This is a genomic window from Sphingopyxis sp. Q841 (assembly GCF_052384365.1).
In the GTDB taxonomy this organism is placed as follows: domain Bacteria; phylum Pseudomonadota; class Alphaproteobacteria; order Sphingomonadales; family Sphingomonadaceae; genus Sphingopyxis; species Sphingopyxis terrae_A.
Genome location: NZ_JBQSUM010000001.1, coordinates 18906 through 45753, shown reverse-complemented (window position 1 = coordinate 45753; position 26848 = coordinate 18906). Strand labels below are relative to the sequence as shown.

The following is a 26848-nucleotide window of genomic DNA, read 5'->3' as shown; positions in this document are numbered from 1 at the left end:
CGCGCGGATTAGGCGCGCAGGATTAGGTACCTGCCGACGCGGCAGACCACGCAACGAACAGATTTTCGGAAGGCGCGGAAGCCGAGCGCCTGGTTAAAGCTCGACGCTAATCTTCACCTTTTCCGGACTTGTCCCGACGGCACGCGCGATCTCCTCGCGGCTGCGATCGATCACGGTCTGGATGGACTCCGGTTCGGGTTCGTCGATCAGCTCATCGAGCGATACGCCGAGCAGTTCGGCAAGTGCATCGAGGCGCGCATTCTTGGGGCGGGCGCGGCCCTTTTCCCAACCCGAGATCGAAGGCGCGCTAACGCCGAGATGCGCCGCGATATCGGCCTGGCTTAGGCCCTTGCGGACACGCAGCCTTTGTAAGCGCGCGCCGAAATGGGCAATCGTGCGGCGTTCTTCGGGTAGCGCGTCGAGATGCGGCGTAGCTGCACTGCGCAGCTGAACGGCGCTCAACGCCGCAGCCGAAAGCGGCTTCCGGAACTGACAGCCGAAGAGGAGGCCGCTCGTCCACACGATCTTGGCTGAAACCAGCCCGGCATGCGGTAAATCCACCTCGATCCGGTCACCGGCCTTGGGGTCAGCGTCGCATTCCATAAGCAGGCCGGTTTCGGAAATATTGTATATCTGAACCGCGAGCCGTTCGCCGTCACTCAGGCGGCCTTCAATAAGGAGCGGGAGATTGCGGCGAGCGCTTCGGCGCTCGCTCGCGAAATTCGGATCGGGGGAAAGATGGTCGGCCATTGGGATCATAGAGTGGAGAAATTGGGTTAAGACTTCCTTAGCGGCCACTCTCAGCAGGAGATGTGTTGGGCGACGAGGCCGCGAGAATTGGCGACCGCGCCGACGGGCGGTGCACGCGGCGATATAGGCTCCCTCAGATAGGACAAGGTGCGAAGCCCCCAATGCGACAGGCGGTGGCTGGGATGCTGCAGTGTACCGTCGAGCGAGGGGGAAGGGCATCGCGCCCCATCGCCAAACACTGCTCCGCCAAGGCATGGGCACCGCGCAGGGTTTTTCCTGCCCAATCCAGAGCGAGCTTCCTGAATTCGGAATTGCTGCCGGTAAATCTGGGCGGAAATCGGGTCGGCAACCGCAATTCTGCGAAGATCGCGAGCAACATTTCTGAGCCATCAGCGAAGAATCTGGTCCTTCAGAATGAATTTGATAGCGTCGATAGCGTCGTCGCTGACGACATCACGTTCAAGCTGAGGTGGGGAACATCAGACGTTGCTTGCCTCACGCTCGCTCATGATCAGCTCGACGGGCGGCGTACTGCGCGCGTAATGATTACAAGTTTCGGATGAGCTGAGGCCTTGTTAAGCGGTCGGTCCAGCGCATCACGAGATCCTTCCCACGCATTTCGATCGATCGGAACATAGCGACCGCCGCAGCGAGGCAAATCCCGTAAACGATTGGAACCGCTACGAGCAATGGGGCTCCGGCAATAACAAACAGCCGGATAAGCGACACGCCTATGAAGTCGTGGATCAGGTAAAATGAATAGGACGTCTGTCCGATCAGGAGCATCGGTCGCGATGAGAAGATCGCAAGCGTCGAGCTTCCCCGAAGGAAGAGGACGAAGAGCGAGAAAATCGCCGTATTGGCCACGACGAGCACGAGGGGCGATCGGGTGTCGGCGTGAAACAACGACGCTTCAAGCACCAGCAGCGCCGGGAGGGTCGCGCCAGCCAAGGCCCATCGACGCTCGCTGCCTTGTGACCAGATTTCATAACAGCAGATGCCGAATGTGAAATACGGCAGGTATTTGGGCATGCCCACTACCGTTATAATCAGTCCGGCCATGCCCTCAGTGCCAATAATCAGGGCCGCGAAAGCAACCGCTGCCTGCCAGATCAGCCAATTTCGGATAAACGCCTCGCGCGAGACCGCGTAGATTGCCGCCGCCACCGCATAGAATCGTATTTCTACCGCGAGGCTCCAATAGACGGGGTCCACCCATTTAACGGGCAGATCCGGAGCTGCAATCGCCATGAACTTCGGGTCTAGAAGAAGGAGGCTAGCCACATAGTCCTGTGGCATCGTGTGCCAGTCTTGGGGGCCAATTATCCGAACGATTATCGCAGTCAGCGTCGCGGCGACGATTAACGGAGGCCAGATGCGCGCAATACGGCGGCGGGCGAAGTCCAAAATCCCCGCGCTCTTCCGAAGGGTCATCAGGATAACGAACCCCGAAATCACGAAAAAAAGTTCGACGCCGATCCATCCATATTCGAAGGGCAGAAAGCCGGAGAAAGGCGACGTGACAGGGATATGACTCAACGGATCGCGCGGGGCTGTGAAAGTGATCGTAAAGTGGAAAGCGGTTACAAGCAGGATCGCGAGAGCGCGAAACCCGTCCAGCGTCTGGATGCGTTGCCCGGTTGAGTTCCCCATAGCGCTTCAGCTAGACCGTGGTGCTGCATGGCAAAAGCTTTATTTGGACCATTGATGTCACAATCCGAGACGAATCCTGCGCCGCGGCGCACATTTTTATTGTTGTTCGGCCAGTCGAACGCGATCGCATATGGTTGTACGACTGCGGCGTTGACAGCTGATCGGGCAGAATTCCCGCCAGATATACTTACGATTCCAGGCGATAAGGTTCAGCTGGGATATTCGGACGGCCGCGCTTTCCATCAGGTGCCGTATCACCCTTCTCACTCGAACCTTCCCGACGGGCCGTCTGCATGGGGCCCGGAGGGGGGATTTGCGGCATCCTGGGCGAGCGCGAACCCGCATGCCGAAAGCCGTCTCCTGATTATGAAGCGCCAACAGGATGCTTCGAACCTGGGACAATGGATAGCGCAGTCAGCACAACGAGCCTGGCTTCAGTCGTATGCCCGAGAGGGCCTTGCCCGAGGGCCATGGGATGATGTCGTCGCGTTTATGGTGAACGGGGAGAGCGAGGGCGTAAGCGAAAACCTCGCGGATGCGTGCTATGCTCGATTGACCTTGCTGTGCGCCGACTTGCGCGCGGCTCTCGGGCCGACAGCACATATCCTGATTTCGCGGCTTCCCAATAGCTGGAAATCCTATCCTTTTTTGAAACGAGTCAGGGAGGCTCAAGCAGCGGTTGCCGCTACGCACCCGTTGATCCATCTCATCGACACTGATCGCTTACCCTACCGTGATCAATATCATTTTCGGGCTTCCGCGATCGCAGATCTCGGCCGCACCGCGTTTAGCGTAATCCGATAGCTGATCGCTCCAGCGGCGAGCGCAAATATTATCTCTCGAACCTGCCCGCAGACACGCCGGTCAAGGATATCACCGCCGCCATCAAGGCGCGCTGGATTTGCGAACAAGCCCATCAGCAACTGAAGGAAGAGCTTGGCCTCGACCATTTTGAAGGGCGATCCTGGACCGGTCTCCATCGCCATGCCCTCATGACGATGATCGCATATGCCTTCCTGCAATCCCGCCGCCTCGCTCAGGCGGGACTGGAAAAAAAGAATCGCAGGCCCGCCACCGCAACCCAGCCTACCGGCAGTCCGCCAGGCCATCCTTGACCACCTGTCCAGGCCCCCACCCGCTTGTTGTCCGCAATGCGGATATCGCATCGCCGCCCCGACAATCAAACTTCTGCCAAAGTAGCGTTAGGCGACGTGGCCGCGGCTCAATAATTGTCTCGCCGTAGCGGTCTGAGCCAAGACGCTGCGCTTTCGCGCTTTCGTGCTCGGTCCAGCGTCGGAAAGCCCAATGGACTTTTCCCAAGTCTGAACGTGCGGCGGCGCGTTCCGCCAACGAGCGCCGCGCCAAAGCCGCCAGTTCGAGCAGATGACGGACGGCAGCTTCTGCTCCGGCGGCCCCCGCCGACGGCAAAACTGATGAGCATGGCTCAGCCGATTCTTATTATGTGTTAATTTGAGACAGGCAGCGCGCCGAAGCGCCCGGAAAAATCATGTTGCAGCGCCTAAGAAATGTTAAGAGCACCTAAATCGACTCGGATGACGAGCGAAGGCGCGTGGGTCGCGCATCTCAATTCTCAAGGGACGTTTGTCATGAAGTTCGCACTCAAATCACTTGTGGCTCCGGCCCTCCTCGGCGCGCTCGCCTTTTCGGCAACGCCGGCTAACGCTGCCATCCTCATCTGCACCAGCGCAAACTGCGTCAGCACCGACGGCAATGTGCTTGTGAACAGCGGCAGCGGTTCGACGGTCACTGGCAGCGTGGGCGGCGTTGGCCTGACCTTTAGCAGCAGCACCGATTCGACGTTGGTCGGTGGTGCCAATGGCCAGGCGCGCGTTGAATCGGCTGACGGTCTTCTTAACGCCCTGACTTTCACCATCCAGACCGGCTATGGCTTCGAATCGGCAATCTTCAATCTCTCGCCCGTCCCTGGCAACGCGCTGAACGAAGCGACGAGCGTGTTTCTCACCTACCTTCTCTCCGACGGCACGACTGCCTCGATCACCAAGTCGGTTGCCACCAATGGCAACAACTGGTTCGGCATTTACGGTGATGCGGGCGAAGTCTTCACCAGCGCCGGCTTTGTTGCCAATCCGTCGACGACGGGCATCCATGACATGCGTCAGGTGCGGCTCGGCGGTGTCAGCCAGCTCGCCGCCGCGGTTCCCGAGCCGGCGACCTGGGCGCTCATGCTGCTCGGCTTCGGCCTGATTGGCGGAGCGATGCGGTCGCGTCGCAAGGACGCGAATGTGCGCGTCTCGTTCGGCTGATCCAGCTTACCTGAAATTGAGCAGGGCCGTCGATCTCGTTGATCGGCGGCCCTTTTGCTGCTTTATCATCCCGGGTTCGCAGCGCACGATCTGATCGCTCCCGTGGGGACGCAGGTCGGGCGCATATTCACCAGTTCGATAAACGCTGCAGGGCCCGGCGTTTGCCACTACCCCGGCACGTGTCAAGCCTTCGCGGCGCTGGACCAGGGCAGGGTCAATTCTCCTGGTCACCGCAGCGTTCCAGAGTCATTCCGGAGGCAGCCGGGCAGTGCGCTGCAATTCTCGGCCAGGCTGGGTCGCGAGGGGCCGGGGTTTCGTCTCGGCGCATCGCGCAAGGTCAGTGGAACTGCCACCGATTTGGGCGGGTCCGCCGCTATCGCAGTAGCTGATTAACTTATAGACTTGCAGGCGTCGCAAATGTCCTTGGTCAAGCGAAGAGCGGGGGCAAGAAGCTAACTTGAGGGCTAGCCATAGTCGCGAATACATGCGCTGGCTTACGCTCGCCTTTCCCGGCGGGTGATCGCGTTCACCATCGTCAAGGAGCCGGTCGCGATCCACAGCCATCCGATGACCAGCACCGGGCCCGCCGGGCGATAGAGCAACCGATCGAGCGCGTGCAGCGAAATCGTCTCCACTGCAAAGAGGAAGAGAGCCGCCCCGGTCGCGATCAGCGGGACATTCACTGAAGTCTTGCGGGTGCGCCGCCAGCGCCGCGCGAGGAGGGTCAGTCCCGTAAAGGCGGCGATCAGCACAAGCGCGATCTGGAACGGCTGACGTTCGGGATAATAATCGCCCAGCAGGCTTATCACTTGGTCGTGGAGGCCGTGGCGGAAGCCGAGCGCGCATTCAGCAGCCAGGCAGCCATTGACCGCCGCGAGTATCCGCCCCGACGGCACGCGCAGCGACAGGCAGGCGGCCGCCGCGCCGCCGAAAGCCACAAGTCCCGCCCATTGGGTCGCGTCCATCAAGCCCCCCACCTTTTAAAGGGGCTTCAATATCCCTCGCGGGGGGCTAAGACCAGCTTGTGCTGATCGCCGCGCATATCCTCTGGGGCGTCGTCGCCATCATCCTCTTCCGCACGGTGCCGCCGCGCCAGGCATTCTGGGCAGCCTTGATCGGCGGGTGGCTACTGCTGCCCCCGGCGGCCTATGGGCCGCTGCCACCGCCCGGCAGCTTCACTTTCACCATCGTGGGCAGTGGGCTGCCCTCGGCGCAGCTCGTCACCAAACAATGGACCGCCCCCGCAATCGCCCTCTTGGCGTCCGCGCTGTTCGATCGCGCGCGCTGGGGCGGTCTTACCTTGCGTTGGTGGGACCTGCCGATTGCCGGCTTCTGCCTCTGGCCGCTCCTCCAGGGGGCGTTCGTCGGGAGCGCGTCGCCCGCGCCGCCGGTTGCGTCGCTCTATCTTCTGGGCGCCTGGGGTTTGCCATGGCTTGCGGGCAAACTCTATCTTCGCGGCCGCGACGATGCCCGCGCATTCGCGGGACTGCTGGCCGGGCTGACGCTGCTCCTTCTTCCCTTCGCGCTGATCGAGGGTTTGACGCGCTTTCGTATTCAAACGCTGATCTACGGGGCCAATCCCTTCGCGCATGATGGCATCGAGCGCTACATCGGCTTCCGGCCGCAACTCTTCTTCGAACATGGCAATCAATATGGACTGTGGATTGCCGGGGCAGCGCTCGCAGCGGCCTGGCGATGGCGCGATGCGGCGGGCGAGGGGGCGGCAGCGCGGTGGCGCGTCGCCGCCGTCCTGCTCGCGGCCGCAACGCTTGCCGCGCAATCGGCGGGAGCGATCATCCTCTTGGCGGCGGGGCTGGGGCTTCTCTTCATGCCGCGCCTGTTCGGCACGCTCCGCATCGCCCTGCCGATGGCGCTCGCTGGTGCGCTCGCGGTCGGCGCGCTCCATGTGAGCGGCGCCGTACCGCTGCGAAGCATCGCCACCGACACCGCGCCCGGCAAGGCGATTGTCGGTGCGCTGCGCGCGAGCGGGCGCGGCTCGGCAACTTGGCGGGTCAGCCAGGATCTCAAGACCCTGCCGCTCCTGCGCAGGGATATATTTGGGGGCACCGGGCGATGGGACTGGTTCCGGCCCGCGGGCACGCGCCCCTGGGGGCTCCCGCTTCTCATCCTCGGTGCCTACGGCCTCGTTGGGCTTGCGCTGCTTGGCGGGGCGTTTGGCGGCGCGCTCGTGCGTCTTGCCGCCATCGCCCGTTCGGGCGGACCGAACGCGGCGGGCGCGCGGCTCGCCATATTGCTCCTCTTGCTGTCCGCGATCGACGCGCTGTTCAACAGCTTTCTCTTCTATCCCGCGATCGCGGGGGCTGCTCTCTCAGGCGGCACACCCAAAGACGCAGCGCCTGATCGCACGCCGGCGGCCTAAGCGAAGGCCGCCGCCAGGTCGGCGCTACTTGGCGGCAGGCTTCGCCGCACCCTTGGGCGCAAAATCGGGCTGATATTTGATTTCGGCAGCGGCGCGGGCCTGCTTGAGGCGATCCTGCATCGCGCTCGTCAGCTGCTGATTCTGGATCGCCTGGACCGCCAACGGACGCGCCGCGTCGCCGGTCAGCGGAACGGCGCGTTCGCTCTTGATCACTGCAACCGTGACCATGCCATTCTCAGGCGCGATGAACGGCTCGCCCGCCGGCAGCGCGCGGATCTGCTGCATGCGCTGCTTGCCGACCTGCGCCGAATCCATCTGCGCGTCGGTGCGTGCGAACTTGATGCCGAGCTCCTGAAGATGCGCCGCAACCGCTTCCATCGAATGGTCGTTCTCGAGCGCTTTCAGCGCTCCCATATCCTTGGGCAGCGGGAACTGGATGCGGTCGATTGCGAAAATCTTGCGATCGGCGAACATGTCGGGGTTGTCGGCGATGAACTTGTCGATCTCGGCCTGCTCGGGAACGCGCTGCGCGCGCTGCGCCTTCTGGCCCATGAGCTGGACGAGCAGCGCATCGCGCAGCTGGCGCTCGCGCAGTAGATAATCGGGGGTCTTGTCGAGGCCCTCGTCACGTGCTGCCTGCGCCAGTAGGCGCCGTTCGACAACACGCTCAAGCGCCGCCTGCTGTACCACCTTCTTGTCGACACCATCGGGAATATTGACGTTTCCGAGCTCGGCATTGACTTCCTGAAGCGTGATTTCCTCGCCATTGACCACGGCGGCAACTTGGCCGGTCGGCTCCTTGTCGCAGGCGGAAAGCGAAAGACAGGCCAAGGCAATGGCGGTGACGGTCTTGGTACGCATCAATCGGTCCTTCTATGTACTGCTGGTCGCGCCGAGCAGCAGATGCTGCAGGCGGGCATTCGAATGGAGGATAAAACTGCGAGAGAATTCGTCGAGCAATGTTTCCGCCTCGGGCGCGTCCATCCCGAGCGTCGAGACGCGCATCATCATGCCGTCGGGAATGTCGCCGGCGATATTGGCGCGAATGACCGCCATTCGCTGCTCCGCCCAGTTGCGCGGAAAGGCGTCGCCCAGCCGCGTGAAATATTGCACCTGCTCGACCCGGTCGGGACCGGTCGCGGTGAAGAAATTGGCGGGGATGCGCCGCCCGCCCACCGGAATATCGACCTCACGCGTGCCGCTCAGCGCATAACCGCCGACCGGATAGCATGTCTCCGGCCGGTGGAGTTGCAGTACACCATCCTGCGCATTGTTGTAGGCGAGGAGCATCATCACCGATACGCCGCTCGCCGAGGCATAAACGCGGGTGACGAGATTGTCATAGAGCCGGTCGCGAAGCGCATCGGGCGGCGGGAGCACCACGCCGCTCTCCGAAATGCTCGTCCAGCGCCCGAACTGCCGGGGTACCCAGGTCTCGAAGGTCTTCTCCGGAACGATCGGATTGGCGACGGCCGGCTGGCGGACGAAGGCGTAGGCGGAGGCTGCCGCAAGCGCGCCGCCGATCATCGCACTGCGGCGCGATACGGTGCGATTGGGTGCCGGGGCTTCGTCAGGCATGCGTCGCCTCCCGGCGATGCGTCACGAAACGATCCCAGAGCGGTTTGAGCACCACGTCGATCCCGAAAATGGTGAGCAGTGCGATCCCGAACATCACCAGCCCTGCGAAATTATGCAGGAAGCCCTGCGCCGTTGCCTCGCCCGAATGATAGGTCAGGAGGATGAGGATGAGCACGCGGAAGAAATTGGCGATTAGCGCGACAGGCACGATGAACAGCACGAGCAGCAGCGCATAGCGCCATTCGGCCTGATGCCGCATATAGATATAGAAGAGCGAGATCGCTGCCAGCGAGACGATCGAATTGATCCCCGAGCAGGCTGCTGCGACCAGCAACTCATATTGACCGATATAGATGCGAACCCCTTCGCCGCCGATCGGATAGCCGAACAGCTGAAGAAAGCCGACGGCTGCCTGCGAGAGCCACATCTTCATCGGCACGGTGACCGCAGCGACGAGCGTCTCGGGCGGCGGAAACATGAAGGCGAGATAGAAGAGCGGAAACCACAGCCCCTTCATGACCCGCAGGCCGACGAGGCTGTAGAGTACGACGAGCACGGTCGCGTACATCATATAGCCTTCGATCTCGACGATCTGGGTAATCCGGGCAAAGATCGTCAGCGGAATGAGGACCGCGAGCATTGCCCAGACCGGTCCCTGCGCGGGGATGGAGCGCATATCCCGCACTTCGAGCCAGCGCGTGTGCAGCAGCCAGAGCCCGGTTGCGAGCACGATCGGGCCATGCGCGCCGGCTTCGCCTGACCAGGATTCGCGGACAACGAAGATGAAGGTGGGAATGCAGTAGAGCGCAAGCCCGACGATCAAGGCCCACGCGCCGGGCGACAGGCGCGTCGGCAGCGACGGCGGCGCAATTCGCGATTGCTCAGCGAGCGTTGCCATCGAATTTTCCGGCATCGGCAGTCATGAATATCCGATAGAGCAAAGCGCGGCACCTGCCAATGGGCGACGCACCGCCCGGTCGAACCGTACCAGCAAGGCACAATCGGCTGGGTATCGGTTGCAGCCACTGGACGCGGACCGGGCTTTGTCATAGAGCCGCGCGAGTGCCGAAATGGTGAGCGGATATGGTCCGGACTCGAACCGATAGCGGGCTGATACGTGATCGCCTGATCGCGGCTCTGCTTGTCCTTGCAGCAGTTGCAGCGCTCGCGTTCGCCGCCTGGGCCTTGCTTCATCGCGGCCAGGCTCCACGCCAGCTCGCCGAACGAACACCCGTCGCCATGGCGAGGCCGCCCGTTCCCCAGCCGCAGCTCTACAAGGAACTGGCACCCGAGGCGGCGCGCGCGGAAAATGCCGCGCTTCCCTTTTCGACGGCACCAATCGAGCGGGCGCCGCCGCTGGTCCTGCCGATCAACGCCTCCGACGTTGCCGGGCGGCGTTCGTCGATCGACTGCCTGACGGCGGCCATCTATTATGAAGCGGGCCAGGAAAGCGATCAGGGCAAGCGCGGCGTCGCGCAGGTCGTGCTCAACCGCGTCCGCCATCCGGCGTTTCCCAACAGCATTTGCGGGGTGGTTTACCAGGGATCGGAACGGCCGACAGGCTGCCAGTTCACCTTCACCTGCGATGGAAGCCTTGCGCGCATTCCGACCCGTCAGGGATGGGAGGCGGCGCGCCGTATCGCGGTTGCCGCGCTATCGGGCGCCGTCGAGCCTAGCGTTGGCATGGCGACCCACTATCATGCCGATTATGTCGTGCCCTATTGGGCGAGCTCGCTCGCCAAGATCGCGCAGCTCGATCATCATATTTTCTATCGATGGACCGGCGGCTGGGGCCGCCGCGCAGCCTTCACTCAATCGGTGAGCCAGGAGCAGCCGCTTGCCGACCAGCCGCAGATCGAGGCGATCGGCGAAGCGGGTTTGATGGCGAACGCAACCGTTCCGAATACGAGCGCCATATTGAACCCGCCGCGCCTCGTTGCGGATGAAAATGCCGGTGCGCCGCTCGGGGATGCAAGCGGAGGCGGGGCGGCGACGCCGGCAGTCTCCCCGCTGGCCGCCGATGCGAACCGGACGGCGCCGGCCGCCGACGCCACCAGCGGACGGCTGAAAGGGGAATAGCGCATGCGCCGCGCAGGCGCGGCTTCGCTCCGCGCCAGGGGATCGCGTCCGCGCACATTGCCAGGTTCGGAATAGCGGCAGACGAGGATTTCCTCGCGCCCGACATCGCTGATGCCGCAGCCCACTTCGCCCGAACGGCTCCAGATCAGCTGCGTATAGTGCGACACATCCTCGGGGCGGCCCGTCGTGCTGTTGAGCGGGAAGGTTCCCGGGGTAAAATAGGTTTTTTCCTTGAGCCAGAGCCCGATCATGTCTTCGGGACGGAATGCACCGGGGGTCCCGCCCCAGATATTCTCGCCCTCGAGCGGCCTGCCAGGAATATTCGGCGAATGTTCGAAGCGGCCTGTCGCCGAGAGATGATCGGCCCAGGCCTGGGCTCCGCGCGCCAGCTCGTCGTTCCAGCGCAAGGCGGGAACGCCCATAAGGGCGCGCTCGCGGTTGTGGCTGTCGAGTAGGCGATCATCGAGCGCACCCAGGCGCGGCTGCGCGCCGGTCGAAACGAGCGCAACCGCTGTCAGAAGCGCGATTTTTCCTGCCTTGAGGCTGATGTGCTTCATGCGCAAATCCCCGAAACCAGGGAAAAGCTATCGCAAGCCCGCTAAAACAAGGTTTACGTCGGCGGTAAACGGCGCCCTAACCACTTTGAGGCTGACACTTGCCCTTCGCCGGTAGTGTCTTCCGGTCGCTGAGCCTGGAGCAGGACGCGCCCTTTTGCTAGCCAGGGGTTGCAACCCTCGTCCGCGCTCAACAGGATGTCCAGCGAGGGACGCGGTCGCCCGCGATCCAAATGATCGACGGACCGCGAACCAGGCAATCCCGCAACGGCAAAGGTCGGCTGCAGGAGCGAGGAATGCGTGACGGGGGGATGCTGTGATAAAGCCATGCCGAAGGAGCGGGATGGCCGCGCCTTGCGACGGCTTCTTAATCAGCGCGGGGCATCGCGGATCCCGTATCCCCGAAAAAGGTTCGCGATCGGGAATTTCGCCGCAGTCGCCGGCGAATGGACTGCCGATCCCAATGCGTGATCCTTTTACCATTGCCGGGCAAATCGAGCAGCTCGTCGAGATGCTCGGCGGTGCAGCCATCTGCGGCGACTGCATAACGGACCGGCTCGACCTGTCGGTTCGCAGTCAGGCCAATGCGGTGACGCGCGTCATGGAAGGTGAAGAGGCCTTTGTCCGCGAGAAAGGCCGATGCATCGATTGCGCGCGAAACAAGATCGTGGTGCGGCTACGACGATAGGCGTGCACGACAGACGGCAGGACGTGCCGGCTAACGCCGTTCGACAAAAATCAGCGGGCCATCCGTCTCGAGGCGGATTTGCCCTCTCGCGATGCGAATGATGCGAAGCGGGGCTGATTTCTCGTCCAGTCGCCGGCGAAGCAGCAGCAGCCGGGTTTCGAGATTATCCTTTATGTCCGGCATCCGGGCCGCGAGCGCAAGCCGCAGTTCGCGGTTCGAGAAGTCTGTGCGCCCGCCTTCAAGATGCCATTCGATAATCTGCCGCAGCAGCGCGCCGGCAACGCCCTTCACAATATAGGCATCATCGACGAAAATGCTGTCGTCGAAGGCGTAATGGGCAATGCTGATCATTGGACCATCGGCTGCTTGGCCTTCGGGCGGGGGTGGGGAAGGGGCGTCGCTCGCCGCTGCCGGCTCTTCGATAGCGTTCAGCGCATGGCCGGCCTGGCCCGCAAGCATTTCGAGCGCAGCCTCGTCCTCGTCGCCAAATGCCATGCGATCGCGGCTCTCGGCGAAGAGGATACCGAGCAACTGGCCGCGCGCGCATATCGGAACCGCGATCTGGCTCATCGGCGTGGCAAGCGCGGGGAAGGCCACGGTGCGTTCTTCATCTTCCGAGGTCTCGCTATCGCGGGCAATGGCATCGCCTAATCTTCGCACGCGGCTCATGTCATTGACCTTGACCGTCTGTCCGGTTCGGGCAGCCGTTCCGATCAACCCGTCGGTCTCCGCAACCTCCGAGCCAAGCCCCGATCGATCATAGCCGATGCTGCCCATTGTCACGAGACAGGCGCGGTGCGCATCGCGGAGGAGGACAAGGGCGTGACTGCACCCCAGAATTTCTGAGACTGCGCCCAATAGATCGTCGATGATGCGCTCGGCTTCACTTTCCTTCTCAAGCGCTTTACCCGCGGCGACGAGCGTTGGCAGGCTGATCGGCGCGCGCCGGGGATGGGGCTGCGTGCCCGCCACCGGAGAAGGGACGATCTCTATTCGCGCGACGCGGAAAATGTCGGCGCTGCGAAGCCGCATAACGTCGGACATGCCGATCTGAGCGCTGCTCGCCTTGAGCTGGAGCGCGATCTTCTCGAAGAGCGGACCGTTGTCGACCGACTGCACAAAATGTGCCGAAAGAAGGAACTGGTCTCCGGTGAGACAGTCAACAAGAATGATCGTGGCATGCGGATTCGCCCGGATATTGGCGGCGGTTTTCGCAAAGAACTGGTTGGACAGCGCCACATGCGTCTCGTCGACCCGGACGACGTGCGACAGGTAGGAAATGTTGGGCGTACCGTCGGCGGACGCGGTCGCGATGATCGACGGAATCACGCCCTCGAAGCAGGATGCAAGATCGCTCAGCCGATAATCCGTCATGGGGCGGCTTTCGCGCGCATGCCGGCCTGAGGTCCCGGCGTCTGGATGTAGATTTCCGCTATCGTTAGTCGCGCCGCGGTTGCTCCCCGGTCCGTGAGCCAGGGGGCGATGATCGATGAGGGAACACCAAGCGCCTCAAGTGCGCCGGTCGCACGTGCCATGAAATGTCCGGCGCGCAGCAGGTCGCCCGGGACCACATCGCGCACCGCAGCAGTACCCTTGAGTTGATAGGTGACATAGTCTGCCGGCGTCACGAAGGTCGCGGCGAGCCGCCCTGTCTCACGGATCGCCGTCTCGAGGGCGGGCCACTGCCAGCTGGAGAAAATCACCTCGATCGCGGTACGGTCATCGACGACCTCTACGCCAATGCCGCGCCCGGCGGTCGGCCGCCCTTCCGAATCCGTCGCCGCCAATATGCACATGAGTGGCTGCTCCAAAAACGCCGCAAGCGCATCGGTCATTCGCATTGCTTCCCCCCATCACCAATCCGCTTAGTCATGTTTTAGGAAATCGACGGCGCTTTGAACATTCATTTAGGAACGCGGTATCGCTTTGCCGAGCTATCGGGCGAACATGATCAATCAACCCCGAAGGACAATTGCATGGCCTCCGCAGCCGTAACCACCGATCCCACGACACTCAGTCCGGCACAACTGACGGCTTATCTTGCGCGCATCGGCGTCGATGCACCGGATAAGCCCGATCTGGCCACGCTGGCGAAGCTGCACCGGGCGCATTTGATGGCCTTCACCTGGGAGGCCGTCGATGCCTTCATGGGTTGGCAGCCCGCGATCGGGATTTCCGATATCTTCGCAAGGATGGTGGAGGGACGCCGCGGCGGCTGGTGCTACGAGATGAACGGGCTCTTCGGCGCGGCGCTGACGGCGCTCGGCTACCGGGTAACCCGCCTGTGCGGGTGCGTCGACCGGCCAAAGCTCGGCGACATTGCGGTAGGAAATCATTTGACGCTGCAGGTGGACCTGGATCAGCCCTATCTGGCTGAGGTCGGCGTCGCCGACGCGTTCGTAGAACCCGTGCCGCTGGTGGCAGGGTCTTTCCGGCAGCGCGGTTTCGACTTCTCGATATCAGCTGCGGACGATGGTTGGCTTCGCTTCCATAACCATCCCGCCGGCGTTGCTCGCACCGTCGACTTCAGGCTCGGCCAGCAGGATGAAGCGAAAATCGCTGCCATGCAGCAATGGTTGATGCGCGATGCCGGCTCGCCCTTCACCGGCGCCCTCGCTATATTTCGTCACGATAGCGACGGTTATTCGAGCCTGCAGGATCGCACGCTGCGGCGCGTGAGCGCAGCTGGTATGCGCGAGCGGCTTGTGACAAGCTCCGATGAGTTTGCCGACGTGCTTACGCAGATTTTCGCGATCGACCTGCCCAACCCGGCAGATATTTGGGACAAGCTGTCAAGGCTCGCCCAAAACAGGGGGGCTTGAGGTGCGCTGGCACCGCATCGGTCGGGTGCGTGCCTCCGGCCTTGGCCTCCTAGTTGGCGTTGTTCTGGCATCGGCAGCGTCGCTGGCCGGCCAGCCCGGTGCTGCAGGCAATGCCGACATTGTGCGTCAGTTGCGTGCTACCGCCGATGCAATGGAGGGCAAGTTGTCACGCGAAGATGTCGCCGAATTGCGCCGCTCGGCTGACGAGCTTGAACGCGAAGGTGGCGCCGGCAATCCCGGCAGCGGCTCCATGCCCGCCGACCCGGCTGATGTCGCCGAGCGGATCATGCGCGAACATGGCAAGGTTGATTGGCTCGATCAGAAACCGGCATGCGTCGGATATGGCTGGGAAAATTATCGAAGCTTCCGTCTCAAAAGCGGTGACCGCGATGGAGAATGGGATATCTTATGTCGCCGCGCCTTCGGCTATTATGCCGACTATATGGCAAGGCAGCGCAGCGGCGATTTTGCCGGTTCGCGCGCCTCGCTTGCCGCTTATGAAAGCGCCGCTCACGCCGCCGTAGATTTTTTCGAAGGCCGCTCGCTTGGGCCAAAGGCCGACGAGGCCGTGCGGTAGAGGAGCTTTCGGTGCAGACGGCGCGCGCCACATCCGGCGATCCGTCATGCGCATCTAGCTGAAGCGTCTGCTTTCGGCGGCCGCGACGCTGCGCGGATCGGTGCGCACGACTTCGACGGTGTCGCCGCGCTGGGCGACGGCGAAGAGCAGCTTTGCAAATTCGACGGGTAGGCCGATACAGCCATGGGTGGCGCGCCGGCTGGACATCGGGCTGCCGTGGAGCGCAATGCCGGTATTGGTGATGAACATCGAATAGGGCATCGGCGCATCGTAGCTGCGCGAATGATAATCGGCATCCTTGTTGAGAATCTTGAACGTGCCGAGCGGCGACTGCATCCCTTCGGCGCCATAGACGATTACCGCGGTGCCGATCTCGTGTCCGCCCCGGAAAACGGAAATCATCTGCCGCCGCAGATCAACCCACACGCGCAACTTCCCTGCAGGAATATTGATGTCGTTCCAGTCATATTCGCCGTGCCGAAGCCGGTATTTGGTGTCGAGCAGCGATTTGGTTCCTGCCGGGACGAGCCCGGCTTGCACGGCTGCGGCAGCCTCTTGCGCCGAAAGAAATGTACGACCGGCCAGCGCCTGATGGACCGGTGCGGTTCGCGCCGCCTGATCGGCGGCCACCGAGCTTGCGGCATCAAGATTATAGCCAAGCATCGCGAGCGCCAGCGCGCCGAGGGGAATGCCGACGATCCAGCCGCGCATCAGGCGATGCCCGGACGACCTTGCAAAAGGCCATTGCGGCGACGAAGCGCTGCACCGCAGAGCGCGAATCCGAGGATCATCAGCGCCCAGGTCCCGGGCTCGGGCACCGCACCCGTTACCGGCGGTTCAGGATCGACAGGGGTGGTCGGGTCCCCGGGATCGGTCGCGATCGGCGGGACGACCGTGCTGATACCGCCCGGGAACCCGGGTCCGGTCGGCGTGCCGCCAATCGTTCCGACGTCCCCGAGCGGGAGCAGCGACGGATCGGGATCGGCGAGCGCCAGCGGACCGAGCGGATTCTCGCTCAACTGATCCACAGCCTCTTCAGGCGGCGTGTCGAAAATCTTGCCGAGCGCGCGTTCTTCGGGCGCATCGCGCTGCGGCCCGAGCGCACGGGCGCTCGCTGGACCGCCGAAGTCGCGCTTCACCTTGGTCTTGATGAGGTCGGTTTCGCCGCGCTCGCCGGGCGAGCGGTCGACGAAGCGTTGCAGCGCGTCCGATGCTTGCGCCAGGAGAAGGCCGCCATCGCCGCTGAACAGCGGCACGGTGACCGACGTCGTTGCAAGAACGGCGAGTGCTGCTGCACCCGCGGCAATCCGTCTTTTGGACGCAAGAAATGTTATGACCCCTGCCATTTGACCTAATTATAGTAATTTGTTCGGTCGCGAAACATGGATTCTGCCGTTCGCGCAGTATCATTATGGCATCTCAAAAGGCCTAGGAAACTGGGCTTTATGGGCCGCGACGGGAAGGCGGAGGTCAGAATCGCGGGATTTTACATAAATTAGGCAAAACTTGCATATGGTTAACCACTGCCGTTACCAGCCGGGCGCTTGCCGAGTCGCGCGCGAAGTGCGCTTGCGCATCGCATGCCGCGCGCGCTAGACGCCGTCCATGCAGGCGCTGCGCTTCATTTGGGGAATGCGGTGATGGGACGCGCGGCCGTCTCCCTTCGCGCACGCGCCGCCGAAATGGGAGCCAAAGTGCCGTTGCTGACCGCCTTGTCGCGCTTCGCGGTGGCGACACTTGCAAGTGCGTCGCTTTCGTTCCTATTGCCGATCCTGCTGCATGAGTGGGCAGGGCTGGGCGAACGAACCGCGGTCGGCCTGTCCTTCGCCATTGCTTATGCCTTCAATTTTCTGACGCTGCGCCGACTGGTGTTTGCGAGCAAAGCAAGTATTGGACGCGATCTGTGGCGCTACGCCCTGGTCAATGCGCTGTTCCGGATTGCCGAGTTTTTCGCATTCTCCGCGTTACGATCAGCCGCGATCCTCTCTTACGCCGCCGCGCTGCTGCTCGTGCTGGCGGTCTCCACCCTGGTCAAATTCTTCGCCTATCGCCGGCTCTTCGGCGGCGGGAGGTAAAAGGGCGCCGCGGGCGAGGGCGATCTGTTCGATGCGTTTGACCCGCTCGAGGGTCATCTCGGTGAGTTGGCGATTGCGGCCGATGAGATCGGCCATCAGTCCGAGGAGAAAGGTCAGCGCGCCCACCGTGAGCAGTGCCGAACCGATCACCAGCGACTGGATCTTGCCTTCACCGCTGACGAAGAAATAATAATAGAGGAAACGCAGCATCGGCAGCACGCCGATGAACGCGATAACCGCGCCGATGAGTGCGAAAGTGCGCAGCGGCTGATACATGGCGTACATGCGCAGCGCGGTCGTTCCCGAGCGCTCCATGAAGCGAAACACCGATCTGAAGAGCCTTGAATCGCGGGTCTTGGCGTTGGTGCGCACGGGGACTGCTTCATAGGCCATCGCCTTCTGACCGACCTGGATCAGCATCTCGATCGTGTAGCTGAACGACGAGACGATATTTACCTGAAAGGCAGCAGTGCGGGAAATGGCGCGAAAGCCACTTACAGCATCGGGCACATCGACGCCCGAGAAATGGCGCACCGCCCAGCTCCCAAAGCGTTGCAGCATGCGCTTGGCGGGACTGAAATGGGCGATCGTCTGGGTCTGGCGATCGCCGATGACCACGTCTGCGCGTCCTGCCACGATCGGTTCCACGAGGCGCGCAATGTCAGCGCCGTAATATTGATTGTCCCCGTCGGTGTTGACGATAATGTCGGCACCAGCGCCGAGCGCGTAATCGAGGCCGCGCCGAAAGCTTCTGGCAAGGCCCATATTGCGGCGATTGCGCAGGATATGGTGAACCCCGCACGCGCGCGCCACCGCGTCGGTGCCGTCCGCCGATCCATCGTCGATGACGAGATATTCGATCATATCGATGCCATCGATCTGTTTCGGCAGATCGGCGATAGTGGCCGGAAGCGTATCGGCCTCATTATAGCATGGGATCTGGATGATCAGCTTCATGCGGTCCTCTCCATTGCTGGCGGCGCGTCCGATACCGGCACGTGCTGATGATCGCCGCGCCGCCTCGGCATTGCGGCCGCAAAAGCGATGACGGCAAGCGGCAGCAACCAGACAATGCGCATCATATAACGGGCATGCGGGGTCGACATGCCGCCGCATATGACGACATTGGCAGCGAGCGCGAGCAGGATCAAAAGTGCCGCGGCCGCGCCCGGAGACCGCCATGACGCGCGGCCGGTCCGGGAGGCAAAGCCGGCCGCAAGCAGAATGAGGGAGAGCAGTGTCACCGCGATCGTCACGAAAATCGTGGGCGCGACCGGAACGGTGCCGCGGTACGCGGCCGAGCGTTCGACCCAGGAAAATATCTTGGGGGGGAGATGGCTCCGCGCCCCTTCGCGATGCTCGGCGACATAATTGAAGTGATCAAGATCGAAAGCCAGTGCCTGCTCGCCGCTTGACCGGATGATCGACCCGATCACTTCGCCTGGATATTCGCGAAGGACAGCAAGGTAAAAGCGGACATCTTCGCCACCGAGCTGGCGCTTCGAATCCTCGCCGAGCGTGCTGAATATTCCCTCGCGCGGATCTTCGCTCCACAGCATGATGTCACTTGGTTGCGGCATCCGATCGCGGTAGCCGCACAGAAGAAACTTCGGCGGATTGCAGTGGGTCTCGAGGTAGCGGTAGCCGGGGCCATCGGCGATCAGCCGCGCGGAAAGGAAGGGCGGGGCGGTCGGCGGAGCGCCGAGCGTGCGCGTTACCGCTGCCGAGAAAAGCATTTGTGCCGCGATAGCGATGAGAATGAGGCTCGTCGGCAGCAGAAGCCGGAGCGTCCAGCCCTGCCGCTGCCCGAGGTTGAGGAGCAAGGCGCCGCCGCCGACCGAGAGGATGAGCAGGATGTGCGAAATATGAAAGGTGATCGCCGCTGCTGCTACCATGAATAGAAATGTGCGCGCGAGACGGCCATAGTGCGCGCCGAACAGGATCAATGACACAAAGGCCAGAATGAGCGGGCCGGTGAAAGCGCCCGGCATGAGGCGCGATACGAAGAAGGGCAGCGGGCTGAAAAGCCCCACTGCGATCAGCCCGCTCCAAATCCAGCGTTGCCGGCGACCGGGCGTGAGCGATGCCGTCGCGCCGAACAGGAACAGCGCAACCGTCCCGACCGCGATCGCGGACTGCAAAAACACGGGCCCGAACCGCCCGAGCCCTTCAAGCCCGGCATAGAGGAAGGCGCCATAATAGATTGATCGCCCGGTGAGGACAGTCCGCGCCGGGCGGATCTGAGGAGGGATGGCCGTTGCGGTGGCCAATGCTGGGTCAGCGCCAGGGGGCGACGCCGCGTCTGGACCAGAGGCGTTTGCTGCCGGGGCTGAAGGTGCTTCGAGAAGCCGATCCGACCAGCTCGAACGATGACCCGTCAGCGACACCACCGCCGCATCCGCGGCTCGGATGTAATGGCTGGTATCGGGAAAGAAAAAGGGGGCGCCGTTGAGCAGGGCCGGCCATGCGTAGAGCAGCACCAGCGCTGCCCATAATCCGATCCTCCGCAGACGTCGCACCAATCGATGCCCCTATGATTTCGTTCGCGAATCCGCGAACTGCCCGTCAAGGCGTAGGATAGCCTGAGCACGAGGTCCACTGTTGCCAAGCCCAGCCTGTGTCCTTTTGATACGTATGACGCGCACATTGCCCTCGGCGCCAGTTTTGCTATTCCCGCATCATGACCCTCGCCGTTCTTGCCGCCCGCTATTGGCCCTTCGCGAACGGGTCGGGGCGGATCATCGACCGCTTCGCGCGCGGGGTCGATCTGGGACAGGGCGAAAGATTGGCGCAGACGAGCGACGGATTTGCGCTGCGCGTTCGCGCCGATGACCTGATCGGACGGCATATTCTGCTCACAGGCCGCTTCGATCGTTCGGTCGTCCAGGTCCTGCTGGATCACGCGCGTCCAGGCGACGTGCTTCTCGATATCGGGGCGAATATCGGCTATGTCGCGGCCTGCTTCCTGAGCCGGATCGCGGATTCAAGTGCAATTTGCGTTGAACCTCAACCCGAAATTGTCGATCTGCTCGAAGCGAATATGGCGCCCTTTGGCGATAGAGTCGCCATCCACCGCGTTGCGCTATCCGACGCCGCTGGCGAAGTCCGTTTTCGCATAGATCAGGCCAATCGGGGTGCCTCACGCATAGACGCGGACGGAGAGTTCGCCGTGCCCGCGATGCATGCCGGAGAATTGCTTGCCGGTCTGCCGCGTCTCGACCTCATCAAAATGGATGTCGAAGGTCATGAGGAGACCGTTTTTCGTGCCATCGATGTCCAGCTTGCGCGCCTCGCGCCGCGCGCAATTCTGTTCGAGGATCAGGGGGCAGGGGCAGCCGAAGCGATAGGTACGCTGCTGCACCGCCATCGCTACACCGTCTTCGGAATCGACAAGCGCCTGCTGCGTACGCGGCTCGTTCCGATCGTTTCGAGCGGCGACTGCAGGTATAATGATTATCTCGCCGTGCGGACCTGAGCATTTCTCTTCGTATCATCCACCGCAGGGTCTTCACCGCTTCGCAACAAGTTTTTCGCTATGACAGTGGGCGGAAGGGTGGCGCCGCTGGTAGCGCCGCCCTTCCACTGTATTGCGCGCGCCGTGCGCACCCAAGCTGACCAGGGAAATTCATGAAGCTGCTGTTTGCCTTGCCGGGATTTCATCGTTTCGACCGCGGCGCAGAGGTTGCCTTGCTGTCGGTGGCGACGGAACTCGCGCGCGGCGGCGACGCAGTTACCGTAATGGGTTCAGGCGAACCACGTGAAGGTCTGCCTTACACGTATCGCCGCGTCGGTGCCGTGCGCCGTGAGCGCTTCGAAGCCTTTCCCTTCTTTCCGCCGCTTCGTAGCGAAACCGCATGGGAAGATGCGAGCTTTGTTCCCGGTCTCCTTGCGGCTTATCGGCCCGGCGACTTCGACGCGGTCATAACCTGCTCCTTTCCCTTCACCCATTGGGCGCTCGGAAGGCCCGCGAGCAAGCGGCCGCTGCGCCTGTTCGTGACCCAGAACGGCGACTGGCCAGCCTATGCCACCAATTCCGAATATCGCAGCTTTCGCTGTGATGGCCTGGTTTGCACCAATCCCGACTATCTCGAACGCAACCGGTCCAAATGGCCCTCGGCGCTCATTCCAAACGGCGTCGATCTCGAGCGTTTCCATACCGGCGAGGCTGAGCGCGCACGTTTCGGACTCCCGCTGGACCGACCGATCGTGCTCATGGTCAGCGCGCATATCGCAACAAAGCGCGTGCTCGACGGCATTCGCGCCGTTGCGCAGCTTGAAGATGCGCATCTCGTCGTGGCGGGGGATGGTCCGCTCCGCGACGAAGCCGCAGCGCTCGCTGCCGAGATATTGCCCGGTCGCTATCAGCGGGTGAGCCTGCCAGCGACCGAAATGCCGGCGCTATACCGATCGGCTGATATCTTTCTGCACCTCTCGCTTCTTGAATCCTTCGGGAATGTTTTCCTCGAAGCCTGGGCGAGCGGCCTTCCGGTTGTCGGCCATGACAGCGAAAGGCTGCGGTGGATCCTGGGTGAGAACAGCGCATATCTGTGCAACACCGAGCAAAGTGAAGCGCTGGTCGAGACAATCCGCCGGGCGCTCGCGCAGGGTCGCCGGACCGAAGGCGTCGCAAGCGGGATCGAGCGTTTTGGCTGGCCGACGATCGCCGCGCAGTATCGCGAATTTATCTCGGCACTGCTGGCGCGGCGCTGATCAGTTCGCGAGGCGGCGGAAATAAGCGATCGTCTGCTCGAGCCCTTCGCGCAGCCGAATTGTCGGTTCCCAGTCGAGCTCGCGGCGCGCGAGACTGATATCGGGCTTACGCTGCGTCGGATCGTCGGAGGGCAGGGGGAGCTGGACCAGCTTCGAACGCGCGCCGGTGAGTTCGATAACAAGCTCGGCCAGTTCGCGGATCGTGAACTCCACCGGATTGCCGAGATTAACGGGGCCGGTGAAGCCGGTAGGTGTTTCCATCAGGCGCAGCAGCGCTTCGACCAGATCATCGACATAGCAGAAGCTGCGGGTCTGCGAACCATCGCCATAGATGGTGATATCCTCGCCGCGCAGGGCCTGCATGACAAAATTGGAGACGACACGGCCATCGGCGGGATGCATGCGCGGACCGTAGGTGTTGAAAATGCGCGCGACCTTTACGTCGATGCCATGCTGACGGTGATAGTCGAAAAACAACGTCTCCGCACAGCGCTTGCCTTCGTCGTAACAGCTGCGCAGTCCGATGGGATTGACGTTGCCCCAATAGCTTTCGGTTTGCGGATGCTGAGTGGGGTCGCCATAAACTTCGCTCGTCGACGCCTGCAGGATCGGTACCTTGATGCGCTTTGCAAGGCCAAGCATGTTGATCGAGCCGATCACCGAGACTTTGGTGGTCTGCACCGGATCGTGCTGATAATGGATGGGCGATGCGGGGCAGGCGAGGTTGAAGATCGCATCGACCTCGACGAAAAGGGGATGGCACACATCGTGGCGCATGAATTCGAAGCGCGGATGCGAAAGCAGATGAGCGATATTTGCCTTGGCACCGGTGAAGAGATTGTCGACGCACAATACTTCGTCGCCGCGCTCGATAAGCCTGTCGATCAGATGCGAACCGACAAAGCCGGCGCCTCCGGTAACCAGGACCCTGCGGGCCAGAAAATAGTCACGCGCCATACCGAAATTCCCCTCTGCTTTCCATTCTCTATCGGCACTGAGGAATGTTGCAAGCTCGCGGCGCTCCACAGCGCGCCAGCGTTGCACTTTGAAACAGCCCGCGCTCCAACTCTTTCGTCCGGAGCGATGGCGCGGTGATCGATCTTCTCGCCTGGGTCCTGGCGACCCCCTTTCTTCTTCTCCTCGCCTATCTTCTGGTCGAACTGACCGCCGGCCTGGCGCGCCTCGCGCCGCGCGATCCTGACACTCCGCCAGCGCATGTGGTGCTGCTCATACCAGCGCATGATGAGGCCGCTTCGATTGCGGAGACGGTGCGCGGGCTGGCGGCAGCCTCACCAACAGCGCACATCCTCGTCGTGGCCGATAATTGTTCCGATGACACCGCCGAACGTGCGCGCGCAGCGGGCGCCGAGGCCATCGAGCGCAACGATCGCGAGCGACGGGGCAAGGGATTTGCACTTGCCTTCGGACGCGATCATCTTGCCGGCGCCCCACCAGACGCCGTGATTGTCGTCGACGCCGACTGCCGCATGGATGCGGGAAGCGCCGAACGGCTCGCGGCCGCAGCGCTGATCTCGGGCGCGCCGGTTCAGGCCAGCAATTTGCTGGCGTCCCCTCCCGGTGTGTCGCCGCTCGTCTCCATCTCCAATTTCGCGATGCTGGTGAAGAATGTCGTCCGGGCGCGCGGGCTGCTGCGGATTGGCGGCGGGGCGCTCTTGTTCGGAACCGGCATGGCCTTTCCCTGGCTGCTCTTCGCGCGACTTCCGCTCGCGAGCGCCAATGCGGTCGAGGATCTCGAGCTCGGGCTTCGCCTTGCGCGCGAGGGGATCAAGGTTGGCTTCGACGACGGCGCGCGCGTGACCAGTCCCGCAGCCAGCCTTGCGAGTAGCCGTGGACAGCGCAGCAGGTGGGAACATGGGTTTCTCGACACTGCGCGAAGGCAGGCGGGGCCGCTGCTGGGCGCAGCGAGGCGCCGCCGCTCGCGGCATTTGGCCGCCCTTGGTGCGCATCTGCTCGTGCCGCCGCTCGCCCTGCTGCTGCTCGCAGCCGCGCTCGACCTGGCGCTTGTTACCGGTCTCGCGCTGTCGGGCGCTGACAGTCGGCCCGCCATGTTGCTGCTTGTGCTCCTCGCGCTTGTTGCGCTCGCCCTGCTCGCCGCCTGGTGGCGCGAGGCGCGGGCGCTGCTTCCGGCGCGCGATCTTCTGCGTGCCCCGCTCTATCTGCTCTGGAAGCTGCCCGTCTATCTTGCCTTCTTCACCCGCCGGCAGACGGGGTGGAACCGGACAGGTCGCGACTAGCCCGCGCGGTTCGCCAACGTTGCCAGATGGCGATTATTCGGGGTCCCTCGACAAGATAGCGTCGCCAAAGACGGCGCGGTTCGCTGAGCAGGCGGAATAACCACTCAAGGCTCGCCCGCTGCATCCAGTTCGGCGCCCGGCGCTTCGCGCCGGTCAGGAATTCGAGCGAGGCTCCGATGCACAGCGCTACCCCGCGGGCTCCGCCACGCGCCGCGATCTCCGCGCACAGCAATTCGCTCTGGGGAGCGCCAACGGCAAAAAGGATGACATCAGCTTCGCTGCTCACAACAAAGTCGCCGACCGTTCGTCGGGCGTCGGCATTGCTCCGCAATCCCATAGGCGGCGCATGAAACAGCCACTCGAAACGCGGGTAAATTTGCTCAAGGGCCGCATGCATAAGCGGATCGCCGCCAATCACCGCGATACGGCCGCGCGGGAGCGCGTAGCCGAGCAGATCGCGCGTCAGATCGCTTCCCGGAACGACCGGCAAGCGAATATCCGCGAGCGCGGCGAGGCGCGCCAGGATGCGGCTGTCACAAAGGCAGAGCGCGGCGCCCTCATAGGCAGCGAGCAGCTGGGGATTTGGCGATCGGTCAAGTCCCACGATATGATCGACATTCGGCGTGACGACATAGTGAAACCTCTCGCCGCCAGCGCGGCTTACCACCGCCCGCCGCGCGCAATCGATATCGATGGGATCGAAGGAAAGTCCCAAAAACTCCTGTCTTGTAGAGATTTTTTCTCTCATCGCGTGACGATCCGGCCAAAGAGCCCGTTCGGCGGCGCCTCACCGGGCACAAGATCGATTCCGTAAAGCTCACGCGCACGCTCAAGCCCGCGCTGCGCTGCCGCCCTGCAATCATCTCCCGCGCGATCGCAGGCCGCCGCATAGAGGCGCCAGCCACTTATCAGCGCGGGTGCATCATGGGTCAGTCGCCGGGCCACCGCGATCGACTCGCGCTGCTTTCCATTCGCTTCGAGCCAGCCCATGAACTGCGCTGCGAGCACCGAGCTCTGACGATTTGCATCCATGCCCTGACGCCACATGCGATTGGCATTCTCAGGATCGCCGCGTTCGGAATAGCTGATAGCGGCCAGACGCCATGCGTCGATCCTCTCGGGACACTGGGTGGCCGCCTCCTGGGCCGAGCGTAGCGCTCCATCAAGTTGCCGCATGTCGAGACGCGCGCTCGCCCGCACCACAAGCGCGCGGCAATTGGTCGAATCCTCTTCAAGGATTGCGTTCGCGCGTGCCAGCGCCCCGGCCCGATCGCCGCGACGAAGGAGGGCGGCCGCTTCCAATGTCGCCCGATCGGTGCCTGACAGGGTGGCGATCAGGCGATCAGCCGCGGCGAGGCGTTTTGCTTCGACAAGATAGGCTGCCACTGCGATCCGTGCTGCCGGCGTGCCGGACGCGGCAATGGAGCCGACAGCGGCATCACTCGGAGCCTCGGGGTGATATTCCCGCCAGAGGGCAAGGATTTGCGGGATATCGTCCCGAGCAAGTTCGCTCTTGGCCAACAGCGCCGCGAGAAGCGCGTCCGCATCCTTGGTGCGGCCTTGCTTGTAAGCAAAATTGGCTTCGTCGATCCGCAACGCATCATTGGCGGGCGCTAGGTTCCGAAGCTTCGCAAACTCGGCCTGCATGCCGTTGGAATCATGGAGGGCGCGGTAGATTTCGAGCCGGGTCATCGCGATACCGCTGGTATCAGTCTTCTTGGCACTGAAGAGATCGAGGACCGCCAGCGCCTCCTTGCCTTCCCCTTTGCGAAACAGGGCGCGCGCCTTGAGAATCGCACCGCCCTCATTTGCTGAGTCGCGCGCCAGTATCTTGTCTGCATAGCCGATCGCATCGTCGAAACGGTTGCGCACGATCGCGTGGAGGCCGCGGACGAGCAGCGCGTTCGGATCGTCGGGTTCGAGTGAGAGTATCGCTTCGGTGGCCGCGAGCGATTCCCGCAGATTGCCGGTCTGGAGACCCAGTTGCGAAACCGCCTGCAGTGCTTCCATATTGCTCGGGTCGAGCGCCATGGCGTTGCTATACGCGTCGAAGGCTTGCGGAATAGCCTTGACGGCATATTCGATCCGGCCTCTAAGTATATGATATTGCGGTTCGTCGTCGCGTTCCGCAATAGCTTCCTTGATCGCCATGCGGGCTTCGGCGAAACGGCGCTCGCCCAGCAATTCCTGGGCGCGCATCGCATCGCGCGCCGCTGCGGCGTCCGAACGGCCGCATCCCGACATCAAAAGGCTCGCCATGAGGGCAGCAACAAGCGTGAAGCCGGCGCGCGTTTTTGTGCCGCCGCGACACAGCTGCTTTTGCCTTTCAGGGTTAACGTGATAGTCAGGGATCATAGGCATCCTTATACTGTTGCAACTTCTTCTGTCGACTGATCGGGCTGGCTGACGCCGGGCAACGATAGAGTCGGCGCCGTAAAGGTT

General features: G+C 62.7%; 28 protein-coding genes and 2 pseudogenes. 14 read left to right on the top strand and 16 right to left on the bottom strand.

Annotation, left to right across the window (positions count from 1 at the left end; genetic code table 11):
* Positions 1–93 precede the first annotated feature (93 nt).
* Positions 94–912, bottom strand: coding sequence for a helix-turn-helix domain-containing protein (locus tag ACT17R_RS00235; RefSeq protein WP_444808768.1), 819 nt, complete (start codon positions 910–912; stop codon positions 94–96).
* A gap of 20 nt (positions 913–932) precedes the next feature.
* Here ACT17R_RS00235 and ACT17R_RS00230 point away from each other — a divergent pair, with 20 nt between their 5' ends.
* Complete coding sequence (locus ACT17R_RS00230; RefSeq protein ID WP_444808767.1) at positions 933–1313, top strand: hypothetical protein; 381 nt, start codon at positions 933–935, stop codon at positions 1311–1313.
* On the opposite strand, the gene ACT17R_RS00225 is transcribed toward ACT17R_RS00230, so the two are convergent.
* A complete protein-coding gene (locus ACT17R_RS00225) occupies positions 1297–2403 on the bottom strand; it encodes an acyltransferase family protein (protein ID WP_444808766.1) in 1107 nt (368 codons plus the stop codon). The two genes, ACT17R_RS00230 and ACT17R_RS00225, sit on opposite strands and share 17 nt — an antisense overlap.
* A 27-nt stretch (positions 2404–2430) precedes the next feature.
* On the opposite strand from ACT17R_RS00225, the gene ACT17R_RS00220 reads away from it, so the two are divergent.
* The 3 genes and pseudogenes from ACT17R_RS00220 to ACT17R_RS00210 all read left to right on the top strand — a co-directional run bounded on the left by ACT17R_RS00220 (position 2431) and on the right by ACT17R_RS00210 (position 4688).
* On the top strand, positions 2431–3207 hold the full coding sequence (locus ACT17R_RS00220; RefSeq protein ID WP_444808765.1) for a sialate O-acetylesterase: 777 nt from the start codon (positions 2431–2433) through the stop codon (positions 3205–3207).
* Between the two features lie 5 nt (positions 3208–3212).
* Positions 3213–3518, top strand: a pseudogene (locus ACT17R_RS00215) (transposase); the annotation flags it as partial.
* 438 nt (positions 3519–3956) lie between these two features.
* Positions 3957–4688 (top strand): PEPxxWA-CTERM sorting domain-containing protein, encoded by a 732-nt coding sequence (locus ACT17R_RS00210; RefSeq protein ID WP_444808764.1) that lies wholly within the window; start codon positions 3957–3959, stop codon positions 4686–4688.
* A gap of 494 nt (positions 4689–5182) precedes the next feature.
* Here ACT17R_RS00210 and ACT17R_RS00205 read toward each other — a convergent pair whose 3' ends face one another.
* Positions 5183–5656 (bottom strand): hypothetical protein, encoded by a 474-nt coding sequence (locus ACT17R_RS00205; RefSeq protein ID WP_444808763.1) that lies wholly within the window; start codon positions 5654–5656, stop codon positions 5183–5185.
* A 56-nt stretch (positions 5657–5712) separates the two neighbouring features.
* On the opposite strand from ACT17R_RS00205, the gene ACT17R_RS00200 reads away from it, so the two are divergent.
* Positions 5713–7068 (top strand): hypothetical protein, encoded by a 1356-nt coding sequence (locus ACT17R_RS00200; RefSeq protein WP_444808762.1) that lies wholly within the window; start codon positions 5713–5715, stop codon positions 7066–7068.
* Between the two features lie 24 nt (positions 7069–7092).
* Here the strand turns inward: ACT17R_RS00200 and ACT17R_RS00195 are convergent, their stop codons facing one another.
* The 3 genes from ACT17R_RS00195 to xrtV are packed head-to-tail and all read right to left on the bottom strand — an operon-like array spanning position 7093 to position 9544.
* Entirely contained in the window at positions 7093–7929 is an 837-nt protein-coding gene (locus tag ACT17R_RS00195) for a hypothetical protein (RefSeq protein ID WP_444808761.1), read from the bottom strand.
* A gap of 12 nt (positions 7930–7941) precedes the next feature.
* The gene (gene epsI / locus ACT17R_RS00190; protein ID WP_444808760.1) at positions 7942–8646 is read right to left on the bottom strand and encodes an exosortase-associated protein EpsI, V-type; all 705 of its coding nucleotides are present in this window, start codon (positions 8644–8646) and stop codon (positions 7942–7944) included.
* On the bottom strand, positions 8639–9544 hold the full coding sequence (gene xrtV / locus ACT17R_RS00185; protein WP_444808759.1) for an exosortase V: 906 nt from the start codon (positions 9542–9544) through the stop codon (positions 8639–8641). The genes epsI and xrtV overlap by 8 nt, the downstream gene beginning before the upstream one ends.
* Positions 9545–9729: 185 nt before the next feature.
* Between xrtV and ACT17R_RS00180 the strand changes: the two genes are divergently transcribed.
* Positions 9730–10725 carry a cell wall hydrolase gene (locus ACT17R_RS00180; RefSeq protein WP_444808758.1) on the top strand — a complete coding sequence of 332 codons (996 nt, stop codon included), beginning with the start codon at positions 9730–9732 and terminating at the stop codon, positions 10723–10725.
* Positions 10726–10808: 83 nt separating this feature from the next.
* Here ACT17R_RS00180 and ACT17R_RS00175 read toward each other — a convergent pair.
* Positions 10809–11282 (bottom strand): annotated as a pseudogene (locus ACT17R_RS00175) (CAP domain-containing protein); the annotation flags it as partial.
* A 340-nt stretch (positions 11283–11622) separates the two neighbouring features.
* On the opposite strand from ACT17R_RS00175, the gene ACT17R_RS00170 reads away from it, so the two are divergent.
* Positions 11623–11967 (top strand): hypothetical protein, encoded by a 345-nt coding sequence (locus ACT17R_RS00170; RefSeq protein WP_444808757.1) that lies wholly within the window; start codon positions 11623–11625, stop codon positions 11965–11967.
* Positions 11968–11997: 30 nt separating this feature from the next.
* Here ACT17R_RS00170 and ACT17R_RS00165 read toward each other — a convergent pair whose 3' ends face one another.
* A complete protein-coding gene (locus ACT17R_RS00165; protein ID WP_444808756.1) occupies positions 11998–13341 on the bottom strand; it encodes a GAF domain-containing protein in 1344 nt (447 codons plus the stop codon).
* Positions 13338–13802 carry a pyridoxamine 5'-phosphate oxidase family protein gene (locus ACT17R_RS00160; RefSeq protein ID WP_444808755.1) on the bottom strand — a complete coding sequence of 155 codons (465 nt, stop codon included), beginning with the start codon at positions 13800–13802 and terminating at the stop codon, positions 13338–13340. The genes ACT17R_RS00165 and ACT17R_RS00160 overlap by 4 nt, the downstream gene beginning before the upstream one ends.
* A 141-nt stretch (positions 13803–13943) precedes the next feature.
* Between ACT17R_RS00160 and ACT17R_RS00155 the strand changes: the two genes are divergently transcribed.
* Both ACT17R_RS00155 and ACT17R_RS00150 read left to right on the top strand, forming a co-directional pair.
* On the top strand, positions 13944–14789 hold the full coding sequence (locus ACT17R_RS00155) for an arylamine N-acetyltransferase family protein (RefSeq protein WP_444808754.1): 846 nt from the start codon (positions 13944–13946) through the stop codon (positions 14787–14789).
* 25 nt (positions 14790–14814) lie between these two features.
* Complete coding sequence (locus ACT17R_RS00150) at positions 14815–15366, top strand: hypothetical protein (RefSeq protein WP_444808753.1); 552 nt, start codon at positions 14815–14817, stop codon at positions 15364–15366.
* 54 nt (positions 15367–15420) lie between these two features.
* On the opposite strand, the gene ACT17R_RS00145 is transcribed toward ACT17R_RS00150, so the two are convergent.
* Positions 15421–16077, bottom strand: coding sequence for a L,D-transpeptidase (locus ACT17R_RS00145; RefSeq protein ID WP_444808752.1), 657 nt, complete (start codon positions 16075–16077; stop codon positions 15421–15423).
* On the bottom strand, positions 16077–16712 hold the full coding sequence (locus ACT17R_RS00140; RefSeq protein WP_444808751.1) for a PEPxxWA-CTERM sorting domain-containing protein: 636 nt from the start codon (positions 16710–16712) through the stop codon (positions 16077–16079). Before ACT17R_RS00140 ends, ACT17R_RS00145 begins: the two co-directional genes overlap by 1 nt.
* A gap of 234 nt (positions 16713–16946) precedes the next feature.
* Between ACT17R_RS00140 and ACT17R_RS00135 the strand changes: the two genes are divergently transcribed.
* Complete coding sequence (locus tag ACT17R_RS00135; RefSeq protein ID WP_444808750.1) at positions 16947–17441, top strand: GtrA family protein; 495 nt, start codon at positions 16947–16949, stop codon at positions 17439–17441.
* Here ACT17R_RS00135 and ACT17R_RS00130 read toward each other — a convergent pair.
* Positions 17337–18398: a glycosyltransferase family 2 protein gene (locus ACT17R_RS00130; protein ID WP_444808749.1), complete on the bottom strand. Its 1062-nt coding sequence runs from the start codon at positions 18396–18398 to the stop codon at positions 17337–17339. The two genes, ACT17R_RS00135 and ACT17R_RS00130, sit on opposite strands and share 105 nt — an antisense overlap.
* The gene (locus tag ACT17R_RS00125; RefSeq protein WP_444808748.1) at positions 18395–19588 is read right to left on the bottom strand and encodes a hypothetical protein; all 1194 of its coding nucleotides are present in this window, start codon (positions 19586–19588) and stop codon (positions 18395–18397) included. The genes ACT17R_RS00130 and ACT17R_RS00125 overlap by 4 nt, the downstream gene beginning before the upstream one ends.
* A gap of 533 nt (positions 19589–20121) precedes the next feature.
* Here ACT17R_RS00125 and ACT17R_RS00120 point away from each other — a divergent pair.
* Positions 20122–20916, top strand: a complete 795-nt coding sequence (locus ACT17R_RS00120) for an FkbM family methyltransferase (RefSeq protein WP_217372253.1) — start codon at positions 20122–20124, stop codon at positions 20914–20916.
* 152 nt (positions 20917–21068) lie between these two features.
* The gene (locus ACT17R_RS00115; protein WP_217372252.1) at positions 21069–22151 is read left to right on the top strand and encodes a glycosyltransferase family 4 protein; all 1083 of its coding nucleotides are present in this window, start codon (positions 21069–21071) and stop codon (positions 22149–22151) included.
* Here the strand turns inward: ACT17R_RS00115 and ACT17R_RS00110 are convergent, their stop codons facing one another.
* Positions 22152–23036 (bottom strand): UDP-glucuronic acid decarboxylase family protein, encoded by an 885-nt coding sequence (locus ACT17R_RS00110; protein WP_367652038.1) that lies wholly within the window; start codon positions 23034–23036, stop codon positions 22152–22154.
* Between ACT17R_RS00110 and ACT17R_RS00105 the strand changes: the two genes are divergently transcribed.
* Together ACT17R_RS00105 and ACT17R_RS00100 are read left to right on the top strand one after the other, a co-directional pair.
* Positions 22920–23246, top strand: a complete 327-nt coding sequence (locus ACT17R_RS00105; protein ID WP_444809403.1) for a hypothetical protein — start codon at positions 22920–22922, stop codon at positions 23244–23246. The genes ACT17R_RS00110 and ACT17R_RS00105 overlap by 117 nt on opposite strands.
* Entirely contained in the window at positions 23243–24406 is a 1164-nt protein-coding gene (locus ACT17R_RS00100) for a glycosyltransferase family 2 protein (RefSeq protein WP_444808747.1), read from the top strand. Before ACT17R_RS00105 ends, ACT17R_RS00100 begins: the two co-directional genes overlap by 4 nt.
* Here the strand turns inward: ACT17R_RS00100 and ACT17R_RS00095 are convergent.
* Both ACT17R_RS00095 and ACT17R_RS00090 read right to left on the bottom strand, forming a co-directional pair.
* Positions 24363–25154: a WecB/TagA/CpsF family glycosyltransferase gene (locus ACT17R_RS00095; protein WP_444808746.1), complete on the bottom strand. Its 792-nt coding sequence runs from the start codon at positions 25152–25154 to the stop codon at positions 24363–24365. The genes ACT17R_RS00100 and ACT17R_RS00095 overlap by 44 nt on opposite strands.
* Entirely contained in the window at positions 25151–26605 is a 1455-nt protein-coding gene (locus ACT17R_RS00090; RefSeq protein WP_444808745.1) for a tetratricopeptide repeat protein, read from the bottom strand. The genes ACT17R_RS00095 and ACT17R_RS00090 overlap by 4 nt, the downstream gene beginning before the upstream one ends.
* Positions 26606–26848 lie beyond the last annotated feature (243 nt).

Coding starts and splice junctions, on each gene's coding strand:
- ACT17R_RS00230 (WP_444808767.1), top strand. CDS start 933: ATGCTGCAGTGTACCGTCGAGCGAGGGGGAAGGGCATCGCGCCCCATC.
- ACT17R_RS00115 (WP_217372252.1), top strand. CDS start 21,069: ATGAAGCTGCTGTTTGCCTTGCCGGGATTTCATCGTTTCGACCGCGGC.
- ACT17R_RS00170 (WP_444808757.1), top strand. CDS start 11,623: ATGGCCGCGCCTTGCGACGGCTTCTTAATCAGCGCGGGGCATCGCGGA.
- ACT17R_RS00160 (WP_444808755.1), bottom strand. CDS start 13,802: ATGACCGATGCGCTTGCGGCGTTTTTGGAGCAGCCACTCATGTGCATA.
- ACT17R_RS00135 (WP_444808750.1), top strand. CDS start 16,947: ATGCCGCGCGCGCTAGACGCCGTCCATGCAGGCGCTGCGCTTCATTTG.
- epsI (WP_444808760.1), bottom strand. CDS start 8,646: ATGCCTGACGAAGCCCCGGCACCCAATCGCACCGTATCGCGCCGCAGT.
- ACT17R_RS00145 (WP_444808752.1), bottom strand. CDS start 16,077: ATGCGCGGCTGGATCGTCGGCATTCCCCTCGGCGCGCTGGCGCTCGCG.
- ACT17R_RS00195 (WP_444808761.1), bottom strand. CDS start 7,929: ATGCGTACCAAGACCGTCACCGCCATTGCCTTGGCCTGTCTTTCGCTT.
- xrtV (WP_444808759.1), bottom strand. CDS start 9,544: ATGGCAACGCTCGCTGAGCAATCGCGAATTGCGCCGCCGTCGCTGCCG.
- ACT17R_RS00180 (WP_444808758.1), top strand. CDS start 9,730: ATGGTCCGGACTCGAACCGATAGCGGGCTGATACGTGATCGCCTGATC.
- ACT17R_RS00140 (WP_444808751.1), bottom strand. CDS start 16,712: ATGGCAGGGGTCATAACATTTCTTGCGTCCAAAAGACGGATTGCCGCG.
- ACT17R_RS00120 (WP_217372253.1), top strand. CDS start 20,122: ATGACCCTCGCCGTTCTTGCCGCCCGCTATTGGCCCTTCGCGAACGGG.
- ACT17R_RS00225 (WP_444808766.1), bottom strand. CDS start 2,403: ATGGGGAACTCAACCGGGCAACGCATCCAGACGCTGGACGGGTTTCGC.
- ACT17R_RS00210 (WP_444808764.1), top strand. CDS start 3,957: ATGACGAGCGAAGGCGCGTGGGTCGCGCATCTCAATTCTCAAGGGACG.
- ACT17R_RS00130 (WP_444808749.1), bottom strand. CDS start 18,398: ATGAAGCTGATCATCCAGATCCCATGCTATAATGAGGCCGATACGCTT.
- ACT17R_RS00155 (WP_444808754.1), top strand. CDS start 13,944: ATGGCCTCCGCAGCCGTAACCACCGATCCCACGACACTCAGTCCGGCA.
- ACT17R_RS00095 (WP_444808746.1), bottom strand. CDS start 25,154: ATGAGAGAAAAAATCTCTACAAGACAGGAGTTTTTGGGACTTTCCTTC.
- ACT17R_RS00090 (WP_444808745.1), bottom strand. CDS start 26,605: ATGCGCGCCCAGGAATTGCTGGGCGAGCGCCGTTTCGCCGAAGCCCGC.
- ACT17R_RS00165 (WP_444808756.1), bottom strand. CDS start 13,341: ATGACGGATTATCGGCTGAGCGATCTTGCATCCTGCTTCGAGGGCGTG.
- ACT17R_RS00220 (WP_444808765.1), top strand. CDS start 2,431: ATGGCAAAAGCTTTATTTGGACCATTGATGTCACAATCCGAGACGAAT.